Source organism: Victivallis lenta (assembly GCF_009695545.1).
GTDB classification, from domain to species: domain Bacteria; phylum Verrucomicrobiota; class Lentisphaeria; order Victivallales; family Victivallaceae; genus Victivallis; species Victivallis lenta.
Genome location: NZ_VUNS01000010.1, coordinates 61,982 through 73,948, shown reverse-complemented (window position 1 = coordinate 73,948; position 11,967 = coordinate 61,982). Strand labels below are relative to the sequence as shown.

At 57.9% G+C, this 11,967-nt stretch carries 16 protein-coding genes and 1 pseudogene; 12 read left to right on the top strand and 5 right to left on the bottom strand.

Annotated features, from left to right (window positions below):
• Window positions 1–5 precede the first annotated feature (5 nt).
• A complete protein-coding gene (locus FYJ85_RS10600; RefSeq protein WP_154418397.1) occupies window positions 6–1,850 on the top strand; it encodes a serine/threonine-protein kinase in 1,845 nt (614 codons plus the stop codon).
• Between the two features lie 166 nt (window positions 1,851–2,016).
• Here FYJ85_RS10600 and FYJ85_RS10595 read toward each other — a convergent pair whose 3' ends face one another.
• Together FYJ85_RS10595 and FYJ85_RS10590 are read right to left on the bottom strand one after the other, a co-directional pair.
• Window positions 2,017–2,364 carry a hypothetical protein gene (locus FYJ85_RS10595; RefSeq protein ID WP_106055442.1) on the bottom strand — a complete coding sequence of 116 codons (348 nt, stop codon included), beginning with the start codon at window positions 2,362–2,364 and terminating at the stop codon, window positions 2,017–2,019.
• A 74-nt stretch (window positions 2,365–2,438) separates the two neighbouring features.
• Window positions 2,439–2,888 (bottom strand): MarR family transcriptional regulator, encoded by a 450-nt coding sequence (locus FYJ85_RS10590; protein ID WP_206213109.1) that lies wholly within the window; start codon window positions 2,886–2,888, stop codon window positions 2,439–2,441.
• 387 nt (window positions 2,889–3,275) lie between these two features.
• Between FYJ85_RS10590 and FYJ85_RS10585 the strand changes: the two genes are divergently transcribed.
• Together FYJ85_RS10585 and FYJ85_RS10580 are read left to right on the top strand one after the other, a co-directional pair.
• On the top strand, window positions 3,276–3,809 hold the full coding sequence (locus tag FYJ85_RS10585) for a flavodoxin family protein (RefSeq protein ID WP_154418395.1): 534 nt from the start codon (window positions 3,276–3,278) through the stop codon (window positions 3,807–3,809).
• 67 nt (window positions 3,810–3,876) lie between these two features.
• The gene (locus FYJ85_RS10580; protein ID WP_154418393.1) at window positions 3,877–4,077 is read left to right on the top strand and encodes a hypothetical protein; all 201 of its coding nucleotides are present in this window, start codon (window positions 3,877–3,879) and stop codon (window positions 4,075–4,077) included.
• Window positions 4,078–4,146: 69 nt separating this feature from the next.
• Here FYJ85_RS10580 and FYJ85_RS10575 read toward each other — a convergent pair whose 3' ends face one another.
• From FYJ85_RS10575 to FYJ85_RS10565, 3 genes are all read right to left on the bottom strand, one after another.
• A complete protein-coding gene (locus FYJ85_RS10575; RefSeq protein ID WP_106055438.1) occupies window positions 4,147–4,620 on the bottom strand; it encodes a GNAT family N-acetyltransferase in 474 nt (157 codons plus the stop codon).
• A gap of 30 nt (window positions 4,621–4,650) precedes the next feature.
• A complete protein-coding gene (locus tag FYJ85_RS10570) occupies window positions 4,651–5,124 on the bottom strand; it encodes a MerR family transcriptional regulator (protein ID WP_154418391.1) in 474 nt (157 codons plus the stop codon).
• A 120-nt stretch (window positions 5,125–5,244) separates the two neighbouring features.
• The gene (locus FYJ85_RS10565) at window positions 5,245–6,138 is read right to left on the bottom strand and encodes a LysR family transcriptional regulator (protein WP_106055436.1); all 894 of its coding nucleotides are present in this window, start codon (window positions 6,136–6,138) and stop codon (window positions 5,245–5,247) included.
• Window positions 6,139–6,290: 152 nt separating this feature from the next.
• On the opposite strand from FYJ85_RS10565, the gene FYJ85_RS10560 reads away from it, so the two are divergent.
• The 9 genes and pseudogenes from FYJ85_RS10560 to tatA all read left to right on the top strand — a co-directional run bounded on the left by FYJ85_RS10560 (window position 6,291) and on the right by tatA (window position 11,833).
• Window positions 6,291–6,542: a hypothetical protein gene (locus tag FYJ85_RS10560; RefSeq protein WP_154418389.1), complete on the top strand. Its 252-nt coding sequence runs from the start codon at window positions 6,291–6,293 to the stop codon at window positions 6,540–6,542.
• A gap of 1 nt (window position 6,543) precedes the next feature.
• The gene (locus FYJ85_RS10555) at window positions 6,544–7,131 is read left to right on the top strand and encodes a flavodoxin (RefSeq protein WP_206213108.1); all 588 of its coding nucleotides are present in this window, start codon (window positions 6,544–6,546) and stop codon (window positions 7,129–7,131) included.
• A gap of 8 nt (window positions 7,132–7,139) precedes the next feature.
• Complete coding sequence (locus FYJ85_RS10550; protein WP_206213107.1) at window positions 7,140–8,186, top strand: carboxymuconolactone decarboxylase family protein; 1,047 nt, start codon at window positions 7,140–7,142, stop codon at window positions 8,184–8,186.
• 15 nt (window positions 8,187–8,201) lie between these two features.
• Window positions 8,202–8,645: a putative quinol monooxygenase gene (locus FYJ85_RS10545; RefSeq protein WP_106055433.1), complete on the top strand. Its 444-nt coding sequence runs from the start codon at window positions 8,202–8,204 to the stop codon at window positions 8,643–8,645.
• Window position 8,646: 1 nt separating this feature from the next.
• A pseudogene (locus tag FYJ85_RS24405) lies at window positions 8,647–8,703 on the top strand (twin-arginine translocation signal domain-containing protein); the annotation flags it as partial.
• Window positions 8,704–8,781: 78 nt separating this feature from the next.
• Entirely contained in the window at window positions 8,782–9,312 is a 531-nt protein-coding gene (locus FYJ85_RS10540; RefSeq protein ID WP_420856474.1) for a flavodoxin family protein, read from the top strand.
• An 11-nt stretch (window positions 9,313–9,323) separates the two neighbouring features.
• On the top strand, window positions 9,324–10,301 hold the full coding sequence (locus FYJ85_RS10535) for a DUF6282 family protein (protein ID WP_154418385.1): 978 nt from the start codon (window positions 9,324–9,326) through the stop codon (window positions 10,299–10,301).
• Between the two features lie 19 nt (window positions 10,302–10,320).
• Window positions 10,321–11,607, top strand: coding sequence for an aldo/keto reductase (locus tag FYJ85_RS10530; protein ID WP_206213106.1), 1,287 nt, complete (start codon window positions 10,321–10,323; stop codon window positions 11,605–11,607).
• Window positions 11,608–11,629: 22 nt separating this feature from the next.
• Window positions 11,630–11,833 carry a twin-arginine translocase TatA/TatE family subunit gene (gene tatA / locus FYJ85_RS10525; protein ID WP_106055430.1) on the top strand — a complete coding sequence of 68 codons (204 nt, stop codon included), beginning with the start codon at window positions 11,630–11,632 and terminating at the stop codon, window positions 11,831–11,833.
• Window positions 11,834–11,967: the final 134 nt, after the last annotated feature.

Sequence of the window (11,967 nt, the reverse complement as noted above, 5' to 3'; positions counted from 1 at the left end):
CAGCCATGCCGTTGGAATGCGTACAGATCCCGCCGGGAACCATCCTGGCCGGTTACCGTGTCGAGTCCGAGCTCGGCCGGGGCAACAACGGCGTGGTCTACCTGGCCGAGCAGCAGTCGCTCGGCCGCCAGGTCGCCTTCAAAATCCTGCTGCCGGAGCTGGCGGCCGAGCCCGGTTATGTGGAGAGCTTCCTGCGGGAAGCCCGGCTTGCCGCGCGGCTCGACCACCCGTACATCGTTCAGGCCTACGATGCCGGAGCGACGCCGGAGGGATATTACTATTTTGCAATGGAGCTCGTGATCGGGCCGTCGCTTGAGGATGTGCGCCGCAATTCGCCGGAGCTGCTGACCTTCGAACTCATCTTCCGGCTTTCGATCGAACTGGCCGAGGCGCTTGATTACGCATGGACCGTCCACAAGATGACCCACGGCGACATCAAGCCCGGCAATCTGCTGATCTCCGAGGAGACCGGCGAGCTGAAACTGACCGACCTCGGGCTGGCCCGGGTCAGCGGCAGCAACACCGGCGACGACATCATGGCGACGCCGCTTTACGCGGCCCCCGAAGTAATCCGGGGCGAAACCGCCGACGTCGGTGTCAGGAGCGACCTTTACAGCTTCGGCATCATGCTGTACGAGCTGCTCTGCGGTTCTCCGCCGTTCGTCGGCAGTCCGCAGAAGGTTCTTGAACAACACCTTTTCAGCCTCCCCCGGCCGCTGGCGGAGCGCAATCCGGACCTTGATCCGGCGCTGGTCGCCTTCGTCGAAAAACTGATCGACAAGAATCCGGCCAACCGGCCGGGGAGCTGGCTTGAAGTGCGCGACTTTCTCGCCACGCTGCTGGAGGGGCTGCAGAACCGGCCGCCGGTCACCCTGCGGGAACTTGAGCCGCCGGAGTTCCGGCGCAAACGGCACCGGCGCGTTTTTCTTTTCTGGGTCGGCGGAATCCTTCTGGCGGCCGGCCTTGCGGCCGCGGTCCTGCTGGCGCTCCGCATGATGCGGTTCGAGCCGACTCCGCTGGAACTTCCGCCGGAACCGGCGGCAACGGAGTTGCCGCCGCAGGAAGAAGCGGAGAAAGAGAGGGTGCCGGAACTGGCGGTCCGTTTCTCTTCTCCGGCGGCGACACCGCCGGAGAGCAGACCGGCCGCTCCGATTCCGGAATCCCAGACCGGATCCGTGCCCGTCCCGGCGGCCGTCGCCGCCCCGAAACCGGCTCCGCCGGCCGAGGCCTCCCCTGCGCCGGAAAAAAACGATATCGTGCGGACGGCCGTCTCCACGGCGGAACCGCGCATCCCCCGGGCCCGGCGGCAGCGCGGCTTCCTGAGCTTCGACCCGCCGGTCAACGAGCCTGTCCTGCAGCAGCGGAGCCGGCACACGGTCAAACTGCTGTCAAACTTCGGCAACCGCCTGAACGACGAGTGGACCAGAGAGGCGGAGGCGGTCATCACGGAAAGCTACCGGCTGATGATGCAGCTTGAAACACGCGGACTCCTCACAAAAGAGATCGACCGGATCGACCTGCTCCCGAGCGGACAGGGAGGCTCCTCCTGGGTTTCGAACGGTCCTTCCGGCGGCGTGCTCCGCATCGCTCCGGACGTGCCGCCGCTCCGGATCGCAAGGGAGCTCGGCCGCGGAATCTTCGAAGCCAACCGCCGCAGGTACGACCTGCCGAACGGCCTGCGCCGGGAATTCGGCGACGCTTTCCAGTACTTCGTGCAGCAGCGGCTCTACGGCAAAGCGGAGGCGCAGCCGCAAAACCGGGTTCTCCGTCACTGCAACCACTCCCTGGCCACCTTCGTCCTGATGTTCAAGGATCTGAAGATGCTTCGGCAGCTCCGCAGCCGCCGGTAGGAGGAGCCGGGCGGCCGGAGCGACTTCACAAGCCCGCCGTCAAGCCGGCGGGCTCCCGGTTTTCCAGCCTCGGCCCGGGCTGCTCCCGGAGAACTTTTTCCGCATCCGGGGAGCGCACACATCTGCCGCAGCTCCCCGGGCTCCCCTCCCCTGCCCGGGAAAGAGATCAGACCAGCGCAGAAGCGTTTTCGAGGATTTTCACCCCGGCCGCGCAAGCCGGGCAATCGCACCACTTGGCCCCCTGCTCCTTGATTTCGCGTGCGTGCGCCGCCATGGCTTCGGCGCGCTCCGCTCCGAAAATCTGCGCACCGAGCTCCGATTCGAAGAAAGGAATCGTCTGGTCAAGCGTGCAGACATCCTCCCTGATTTCCTGCAGCAGTGCCGCTGCCGCCGCTTTTTCCGCATCGGTGCCGAGCGCATTCAGGTAATTCTGTCCGGCGGCCTTGAGCTCCTGACAGCAGGAAGGGGCGGCAATCATCTCTTTTACGGTCCGGGTGAGTTCAGTCTTGTTCATTTTCCATCTCCTGTCAATTGTCTGGGATATTAACCGGGAGCACGGCAATGCACCGTCCCGGAAATTTCCACGTTTCATTTCTTCCGGCTCATCTCCGCGCCGCGCACGTTATCCAGCACCCGTTCCAGAAACTCCTCCAGCCGCGTAATCTCTTCGACGGTAAACCCCTGATACGTCAATTCAGTCATCCGGTCGGTCACCGCCCGATATTCCTTCTCCAGAGAACGCGCCTTCGGGGTCAGGGCAATCAGATGCTTCCGGCGGTCATTGGAGTCCGGCGTCCGCCGGATCAGCTGTTTCTGTTCCATGCGGTCGAGCATACTGGTCAGCGTGGTATTGGCCAGACCGGTCCCCGTCGCCAGCTCCTGAATGGAGATGAAGTCGTGATTCCACAAGACATACAGAATACGCCCCTGCGGACCGTTGAACTCGTGAATGCCCTGATCAAACAGCATTTTGTCCAGCAAACGGCCAAGATGCTGTTTGATCAGGGTGATCTGCATGCCTATTTTTCTATCCGCCATATGCGTCCCCGGCTTGATTCACTGATATGCTCTCCCATATAACATATTACTATATAGAAATATTTCAAGAGAGATGCCGAATTTTTCCTGAAAAATTTCCGCAAAATCCGTTCCGGCTTCATTTTTCCGTTTCAGCAGAAATCATTTTCACCATTTTTTGAGCGCAGAACCATATTTTTTTCATTTCTTTGCGAAACTGCCGTTGAACTACAGTTGCTCTAACGATTACATTGAACGGCAGAGAAACAGAATTTCATCCCCTCTGAAACGGACGATGAAAGTAATGAAGAAAACAAAAAATCTGAAATAACAGCACCAGTGCAGCTTCCGGCTCTCAGTGCAGGCCGGAGACCGGGGGCTGTCAAAAAAAAATGGAGAAAACGCATTATGGGTAAAAAAGTATTGATTCTATCCTCCAGTCCCCGCAGGAACGGCAACTCCGATCTGCTTTGCGACCGGTTCGCCGAAGGCGCCGGCAAAGCCGGTCATCAGGTGGAGAAAATCCGCCTCGCCGAAAAGAAGATCGGGTATTGCACCGCCTGTTACGCCTGCCGGAATGGAAAATGTCCGCAACAGGACGACGCGCCGGAGATTCTGGAAAAAATGCTTGCGGCGGACGTGATCGTGCTGGCCACGCCGGTCTACTTCTACACCATGTGCGCCCAGCTCAAGGCGTTGCTCGACCGCACTGTCGCGATCTTTCCGCGCCTGACGGACAAGAAATACTACTACATCATGACGATGGCCGACACCAATCGGGAGATGCTGAAGGGGACGATCGAAGCCCTGCGCGGTTTCCTCGACTGCTACGAAGGCTCCGTCGAAGCCGGAATGATCTGCGGACTCGGCGTTTACGAAAAAGGCGAAGTCCGGGAACAGCCGGTATGGGAAGAGGCTTACCGCGCCGGACTCCAGATCTGAAACGGTGCGAAAGGAGAGCTTTCCGATGGAAAGGATTCAGCCGGAAAGACTGAAGGAGGCAAAGACAGTGATACAGAAACTCTTTGCGCGGAACCGGTTCATTCAAATCGTGGCGGAAGGAAAAACCGCCCGGATCAGAACCGATGAAAACAGTTTCATTCCGGTTATGATGAAGCGCGACGTCATCGTTCCCGTGCTTCAGGATGCCGGATTCGATCACGTCGCGCTGGATCTGGAAGGCGTTTCCGCAGTCCGCCGCGGGAACTGAAAACAGCCGGGAATATCAATCCCATTGCAGGACATGGTTGTGCGGCAACCATGTTCCGCTTTTCATGCTTCACTCCCGAGACGGCAAAACATTGCCTTTGTATTCCATGCCGTACAGATCAAGTCCGTCGGCCCAGTAATCCTTTTTTATCTCATTCAATACGAAACCCCGCTTCTGATAAAAACGGTAAGCCGCCTGCGAAGTCCGGACTGTAATTCTCCGGATGCCGGCGATGGATTTGAGTTTTTCGAGCCTGAATTGAAGCAGACGAGTGCCCAGGGATTTTCTCTGCCAGGCGGGATGAATGATGTCCCAGCTGATCTTTCCCGTCGTGTGATGATCCGCAAAATTGATTCCCCCGCACCCCACGATTTCCCCACCTGTTTCCAGCACATAATAAAGCTCTCTCCAGCGATCCAGATATTCACTCAGATCCGCTTCCTCTTCCGGGGCAAAGTACTCGGGCGTATTCAGCCGGATCAGATTCATCACCCTTCTTTTGTCGTCAGGCATATATTCTCTGATGATAACCGCATGATCCATTTGACAATCACCAATTTATCTGCAAATCACTTATTCCGGCGTAACGGCAGGCTCCTGCACGATGACATGGGTGCGCGGATTGCAGTAGTCGTTTTCCGGATTTCTGATCTTCTCCTTGTAGTAATTCTCCTTGTACTTCAGGACCTCCATCTGCCGCTGCAGCTCCCTGATCTGCTGCTGGAGCACTTTTTTCTGCCGGAAGATCATTTCGCCGCGCTCGCGGATGGTGGAGTCCCCTTTCTGGCACAACCGGATATAGTGCCGGACCTGCTCCACCGGCAGCCCGGTCGTGCGCAGGCAGTGCACCAGATGCAGCCAGCTTACCGCGTAGTCGGAGAACAGCCGTGCGTTCCCTTCGGTCCGGTCCAGGCCGGGAATCAGCCCGGCATTGTCATAATAGCGGATCGTATAGGAGGAAAGCCCCGTCATCTCCGACACCTCCTTGACGGAATATTTCGGAGTACGGTCGTAAGACGGTTTGAACGGGCGAATCGGCGGTATCATAAGATCTTCTCCCTGCGTTCTGATTCCTTAGAGTTTCTCTAACTATACAGCAGAAAAGGGAAAAATGCAACTTCCCGTTGAAAATTTCATATCGTCCGCCCGGAGAAAGGGAGCGGCAAATTATCCCTGCCCGCCGAACTTCTCCCGAATCCGCTCGAGAAAGGCTTCGGCGGCTCTGGAAAAGACCTGATACTTTTTCCAGACGATGCTGGAACCGGATTCCAGCGGCGGATTCAACGGGCGGAAACAGAGTTTGTCGCGCACCACATTTTTCGGTTCGAGAGTGAGCGCATTGCCCAGCCCCCTTTCCACCAGCAGCGAAGCGTTGTGGACCAGATTGTGCACCGCCACCACATTCAATTTGTCAAAATATCCTCCGAACCACTCGGCATAAGGGTTCCGGACGGATTTGTTGCGGAGGTCGCGCCTCGAACAGATCAGCGGAAGTTCCTTCAGGTCTTCCGGCGTAACGGAGTCCTTTCCGGCCAGCGGGTTATCCCGGCGCATCAGCACGCCCCATTTATCTTTGGCCGGCAGAGCGACGCTGTCGTATCTGGCAATATCGACCGGCTGAAGCAGAACGCCGAAGTCGAGCAGTCCGTTGTCGAGACGTTCCATGACGTCGCCTGCGACTCCGGTGTATATGTGGTATCGAATGTCCGGATACGCCTCATGGAGTTCGGTGATCGCGTCGGCGACCAGATTCATCGCTTCCGATTCTCCGCCGCCGATGTAGATGTCCCCGGCGATATTTTCTCCGATGGAGTTGAATTCGGCTTCGGTTTTCTGCACCATCGCCAGAATCTCCTCGGCGCGTTTGCGCAGAAGCATCCCCTCCGGCGTCAGAGTGATGTAGTGGGTTTCGCGGTTCAGAAGTTTCTGACCGAGTTCCTCTTCCAGATCCATCAGCTGCCGTGAAAGGGTCGGCTGGGTGATATGAAGATACTTCGCCGCCCTGGTGAAGCTGTTTTCCCGCGCCACCGCCAAAAAATAACGTAACAATCTGAGTTCCATGGTACAATCTCCTTCCGGTCCGGGAAATACTATATCCCTCCAAATCATGCCCGTCAAGCATCAACTCCCATAGAAAGAAAGTATTTGCTATAATTATCTTTCACATTATATTGATTAACGGAAACCCAAACCAGCCAAAGGAGGTGAACCGGGTGACTGAACCTGACGGAAAGACCGTCCTGCTCCTGCGCAATCTGAAAGACGCAGGCTGCGATACGGCAATGACGGAACAATTTCTGGCGTATGAACGCGAGAAAAAAACCCAGGCACAGCGGCGGCTCCTGCTCCGGCAGAGAAATTCGCTGCTCCGGGCCGTTCACGAGAATCAGGAGCGGATCGACTGTCTCGATTTCCTGCTGTATTCCGTGGAAGGAAAAATCAAAACAGCAAAAGGAGAAAAGTAACATGACCGGAAAAGCAATGGCGTGCATGATGGCAGGTGCAGTGTTTTCGATGTTCGGATGTTCCGCGGAAGACCGGGCTTCCGCGGCAGAAGTGACGGCGGAACCGGGAAGGATTCTGATCGCGTATTATTCTTACAGCGGCAACACCCGGTTCGCGGCGGAGCAGATTCAGAAGGCGACCGGCGGCGAACTTTTCGAAATCAAGCCGGTCACGCCGTATCCGGCCGACTATAACGCCTGTGTCGATCAGGCGAAAAAAGAGATCGCCGCCGGAGTGAAACCGGAATTGGCGGAGAAAGTGAAGGAGTTCGGCAAATACGAGGTGATCTTCGTCGGCACGCCGAACTGGTGGAGCACGATGGCGCCGCCGGTGCTGGCGTTTCTCTCCAGCTATGAGTTCAGCGGAAAAACCGTCATCCCGTTCGTGACCCACGGCGGCGGCGGCATGGCGCGGTGCGAAACGGATATGCGCAAGGCGGTTCCGAAAGCGAAATTCGGCAAAGGCCGCGCGTTCTCCGGCGGAAGCATCAGGCATTCCGGCGACGCCATAACCAACTGGGCCAATGAAACCGTCACCGTCAGGAAGTGAGGAATACCATGAAAAAAATCGCTTTATTCGGAGTTCTGCTCGCTTTTTTCTGCATCGTCAACCACACGGAGGCCAATGATAACATGAACGCATTGAACGCAAAGGAACAGAAAATCGTCGCTATCGCCGCATATACGGCACGCGGAGACATGCCGAAACTGAAAACCGCGCTGGCGGCAGGGCTTGACGCCGGTCTGACCGTAAACGAGATCAAGGAGGTTCTGACTCAGCTCTATGCCTACTGCGGTTTCCCGCGCAGCCTGAATGCGCTCGGCTGCTACATGGTTCTGCTGAAAGAGCGGGAAGCAGCGGGTATCAGGGATGCACAAGGCAGGCAGCCAGGCCCGCTTCCGGCGGGAAAAAGCATCGATTTCGGCGCCGCCAACCAGACGAAACTCTGCGGCGCGCCGGTCAGGGGTGCACTCTTTGAATTCGCTCCGGCAATCGACGAATATCTCAAGGCGCACCTGTTCGGCGACATCTTCGGGCGCGACAACCTCGACTGGAGAACCCGCGAAATCGCCACCATCGCCGCGCTCACCGCGATGCCGAGCGTGGAGAGCCAGTTGAACTCCCACATCGCCATCGGCAAACACAACGGCGTCACCGATGCGCAGGTCGCGGAAATTCTGGAAACCGTCAGAAGCAGCACCGTCAGCGCCTTTCCGCGCGGCGGCGAGAACACGGCATACGCAAAATACTTCAGCGGCAAATCCTATCTCGCCCGCCTGACGGAAGACGGCCGCCTGAACGTTCCGGTCGCCAATGTCACGTTCGAACCGGGCTGCCGCAACAACTGGCACAGCCACACCGGCGGTCAAATGCTGATCGCGGTCGGCGGAATCGGCTACTATCAGGAACGCGGCAAGACGGCGCGGCGTCTGGTTCCCGGCGACGTGGTGGAGATTCCGCCGGACGTCGATCACTGGCACGGAGCCGCACCGGACAGCTGGTTCTCGCATCTGGCGATCGAATGCAATCCGGCGACCAACAAAAACACCTGGCTGGAACCGGTCAGCGACGCCGACTACAAAGCGGCGACCTCCGGCAAATGAACGGGAGACGGCAGGATGAGGCGTCTTCCGACGAAATGGCTCCTGCCGGCGGCGGCGATTCTGCTTTCGCCCGTGATGCCGGGGACCGCCGCCCGTACCTCTGAAAAAGGGGAAGACATGAAACATGAAAACACAGCGAAGGTGACGGAGGAAAGCATTGTACGGCTGTCCAGAATCACCGTTGACCCGGACCGTCTTGCGGAATATCTCGTATTTGCGACTGAATGCGGGAGACGGTCCATGGCGGACGAACCGGGCGTGCTGATGATGTATTCGATGCAGGACAAGGCGCATCCGGAACAGATCACCATCCTCGAGATCTATGCGGACCGCGCCGCCTATGAGCGTCACATCAAAACCCCGCACTTTCAGAAATACAAACAAGGGACGCTGGCCATGGTCCGGAAACTGGAACTGCTGGACCAGATACCGCTGATCCCGGAAATGAAAATGAAGTGACAATATGAACCGACGCGAATTTCTCAAAACATCTCTGGCGGTAACGGCGGCGGCCGCCGGAACCGCGTTTCTCGGCGGCTCCCTGCTGACCGCGGCATCGGCGCAAAATTCCAACACTGGAGTAAGAAACGGCAAAATGAAAATACTGGTCATCACGGGCAGCCCCCGGAAAAACGGCAATTCCAACACCCTCGCGGAACACTTCATCAAGGGAGCGCAGGAGGCCGGACACGAAGTCGTCCGTTTCGATGCGGCGTTCAAAGAGGTGCATCCCTGCATCGGCTGCAACCGCTGCGGCATGAACGGCCCATGCGTATTCAAGGATGATTTTGAATTCATCCGCAAACATATTGTCGATGCGGACCTGGTGGCTTTTGCGACGCCGATGTACTATTTCGGCATCTCGGCGCAGATCAAGGCGGTGATCGACCGTTTCTATGCGATCAACGGGCGGATTCACGTTCCGAAGAAGGCGGTGCTGATGATGACGTATGCGGACAACTCCAGAAAGAAGGAAAGCGCGATCATCAGCCATTACGAAGTGCTGCTGGACTATCTCGGCTGGACCGATGCCGGACAGATCATCGCCCCGGGCGTCTGGCCGGTCGGCGCGATCAATCACACGGACTACCCGGAACAGGCGTACCGGCTCGGAAAGAGCGTATAAGGAAAAAATTCATGGACAGACGCGATTTTATCAAGACGCTCGGCATCGCGGGCGGCACAATGCTGTTGGCCGGAACGGCCGGCGCGGCAGCGGCCAAGACGACGGCGCCCCGGAAAAACAGCAGGATCGATCCGCTGCTGTCCGGAATCTGCGACATTCACATACACTGTTCGCCGGACACCCGGCCGCGCTGCATCGATGAATTCACGCTGGCGGAACAGGCGAAGCAGGCCGGCTACCGGGCGGTCATGTACAAGTCGAACGACTGGAGTTGTCACGACCGCGCTTACCTGATCCGGCAGGCGCTCCCGGATTTTGAAGTATTCGGAAGCCTCTGCATGAACCGCGTTCACGGAGACAAAGTCAATGCGTATGCGGCGGTACAGGCGGTCAAGACCTCCGGCGGCCTCTGCCGCTGCATCTGGATGCCGACCCTCTCCGCAGCTTATCAGCATCAATGCGACAAACTCCCGGGGCCGGGAATCCCGGTGCTTGACCCGCAGGGCAAAGTCCTGCCGGAAGTGATCCGGGTCATGGAAATCTGCGCTGAGGCGAATATTATTTTCGCATCGGGACACAGTTCCCCGCGAGAGAGCCTGATTCTGGCGAAAAAAGCGCGGGAGGTCGGTGTGAAAAAGTTCGTCGTCACCCACGTCAACTCGCTGATCTGGAAGATGACGCCGGACCAGATCAAACAGGCGGTCGACTTCGGAGCCTTTGTGGAGTACTGCTATCTGCCCCGCCTCTGGGGTCCCGGCACCGGCAATCCGCAGTTCGAACGGCAAAGCCGTGAAGAATTTCTGAACTATATCAAAATCATCCCCGAACGCAGCTTCATTTCGACCGATCTCGGACAACGCGGAAATCCGAATCCGATCGACGGAATGCGGCAGTGCGTCCGCGAACTGCTCGACGACGGGATTCCGCAAAAAGCGATTGACCAGATGGTGCGAAGCAATCCGGCGCACCTGATCGGTTTGGCTGCATAAGAAACAAGAAGGAAACACCATGAACCGACGTGAATTTCTGAAATCAGCGGCGTTGATGACCACCGCCGGAGCGATGTTCGGCAAAGGAGCGGTTCTGAAAGCGGCGGAGAGTGCCGCCGTACCCCCCCAAGGTCCGGTTTTGAATTTCAATCCCCAGATGCAGTATCGCCCGATGGGGCGCACCGGCGTCAATGTCTCCGCGCTCGGCTTCGGCCTCCTGCGGCTGCCGATGCTCGCAGACGGCAAGACCGTGGACGCGGCGCAGAGCGTCGCCATGATCCGTCGCGCAATCGAAGGCGGCGTGAACTACATCGACACCGGCCGGGTCTACCTCGGCGGACAGAGCGAAGCGGTTGCAGGAAAAGCTCTCAAGGGGAACTGGCGCGACCGGGTCTACGTGACTTCCAAGTCGCCGTGGTGGATCATGGAGCGGCCGGAGGATTTCGAGAAATTTTTCGACGAGTCCCGCCGGGCGATCGGAACCGACGTGATCGACTTCTACCACATCCACATGATCATGCACCGGGGCTGGAAGGAGAAGGTGATCCCGTTCAAACTGATCGACAGGATCATGAAGCTCAAGGAGCAGGGAAAAATCCGTTTCGCGGGCTTTTCGTTCCACGACCGGCTCGGACTGTTCAAGGAGGTGGTCGAATCCGCCCCCTGGGACTTCTGCCTGATCCAGCACAATTATCTCGACTATGAATATGAAGCAGGATGTCTCGGCCCGAAGTACGCCGCCGCCAACGGCATGGGACTGGCCGTGATGAAGCCGGTCCGCACCGGATTTCTCGCAAACCTGCCGCCGGCGATGCGCGAAGCCCTGCGCTCAACGGGAGTTGTCAAACCCGACGTGGAGTGGGCGCTCGACTACCTGTGGGATATCCCGGAGGTCAGCGTCGCGGTCAGCGGCATGGGCTCGATGGCGGATGTCGAAGCCAACCTCCGCTACGCCTCCAAAGCGAAGCCGAACATGCTCACGCCGGATGAACGCAAGGCGCTCGGAGCGGCGATCAGGGCGTTCCGGCAGGCCCCCGGCCACATCGACTGCACCGGCTGCTATCAGTGCATTCCGTGTCCGCACAACGTGGCGATCGGTTACATTTTCGCTTACGTCTACAACAACTATCTGCTGCACAAGAACAAAAAGAAGGCGCTGTTCGACTACACGGTCTCCATGTCGCCGATCCAGCGCGGCGCGCCCGCGTCGGCGTGCGTGAACTGCGGCGCCTGCCTCGCAAAATGTCCGCAGAAGCTCAACATCCCGGAGCTGCTGAAACGGGTCAGAAACGATCTCGAAGCGTAATCATAAGAAGGAGAAATTCACCATGTCGCTCGGTTTTACGGAAATCATTCTGATCGCACTCTTTATCCTGATCGTCTTCGGCGCAAAACGCATCCCCGAACTCGCCCGCGCGATGGGCCGGGCCTCCTATGAATTCAAAAAGGCGAAGGAGTCCCTGAATTCAGAGAGCCGGGAGTTGACGGCTGCAAAGGGAAATACCGCCGAAAGCGAAGAAAAAAATGCCTGAATCGGGCCGGAAGGTCACTCCTTTCCGCCTCCCCCGACGGCTTCTTCGGGAACGGCAAGAGGGATGAGTGGTGATCCATTCTCCCTCGGATATCAGTTTTTTCCGGCTCAAATAAATTTTTCCGCATTTTTTGA

Excerpts from the sequence above, each read along its gene's own strand:
- FYJ85_RS10540 (WP_420856474.1), top strand. The coding sequence starts at position 8,782 with ATGAAAATACTGGTCATCACGGGCAGCCCCCGGAAAAACGGCAATTCC.
- FYJ85_RS10575 (WP_106055438.1), bottom strand. The coding sequence starts at position 4,620 with ATGGATCATGCGGTTATCATCAGAGAATATATGCCTGACGACAAAAGA.
- FYJ85_RS10550 (WP_206213107.1), top strand. The coding sequence starts at position 7,140 with ATGAAAAAAATCGCTTTATTCGGAGTTCTGCTCGCTTTTTTCTGCATC.
- FYJ85_RS10600 (WP_154418397.1), top strand. The coding sequence starts at position 6 with ATGCCGTTGGAATGCGTACAGATCCCGCCGGGAACCATCCTGGCCGGT.
- FYJ85_RS10590 (WP_206213109.1), bottom strand. The coding sequence starts at position 2,888 with ATGGCGGATAGAAAAATAGGCATGCAGATCACCCTGATCAAACAGCAT.
- FYJ85_RS10570 (WP_154418391.1), bottom strand. The coding sequence starts at position 5,124 with ATGATACCGCCGATTCGCCCGTTCAAACCGTCTTACGACCGTACTCCG.
- FYJ85_RS10555 (WP_206213108.1), top strand. The coding sequence starts at position 6,544 with ATGACCGGAAAAGCAATGGCGTGCATGATGGCAGGTGCAGTGTTTTCG.
- tatA (WP_106055430.1), top strand. The coding sequence starts at position 11,630 with ATGTCGCTCGGTTTTACGGAAATCATTCTGATCGCACTCTTTATCCTG.
- FYJ85_RS10530 (WP_206213106.1), top strand. The coding sequence starts at position 10,321 with ATGAACCGACGTGAATTTCTGAAATCAGCGGCGTTGATGACCACCGCC.
- FYJ85_RS10545 (WP_106055433.1), top strand. The coding sequence starts at position 8,202 with ATGAGGCGTCTTCCGACGAAATGGCTCCTGCCGGCGGCGGCGATTCTG.
- FYJ85_RS10585 (WP_154418395.1), top strand. The coding sequence starts at position 3,276 with ATGGGTAAAAAAGTATTGATTCTATCCTCCAGTCCCCGCAGGAACGGC.
- FYJ85_RS10565 (WP_106055436.1), bottom strand. The coding sequence starts at position 6,138 with ATGGAACTCAGATTGTTACGTTATTTTTTGGCGGTGGCGCGGGAAAAC.
- FYJ85_RS10535 (WP_154418385.1), top strand. The coding sequence starts at position 9,324 with ATGGACAGACGCGATTTTATCAAGACGCTCGGCATCGCGGGCGGCACA.
- FYJ85_RS10595 (WP_106055442.1), bottom strand. The coding sequence starts at position 2,364 with ATGAACAAGACTGAACTCACCCGGACCGTAAAAGAGATGATTGCCGCC.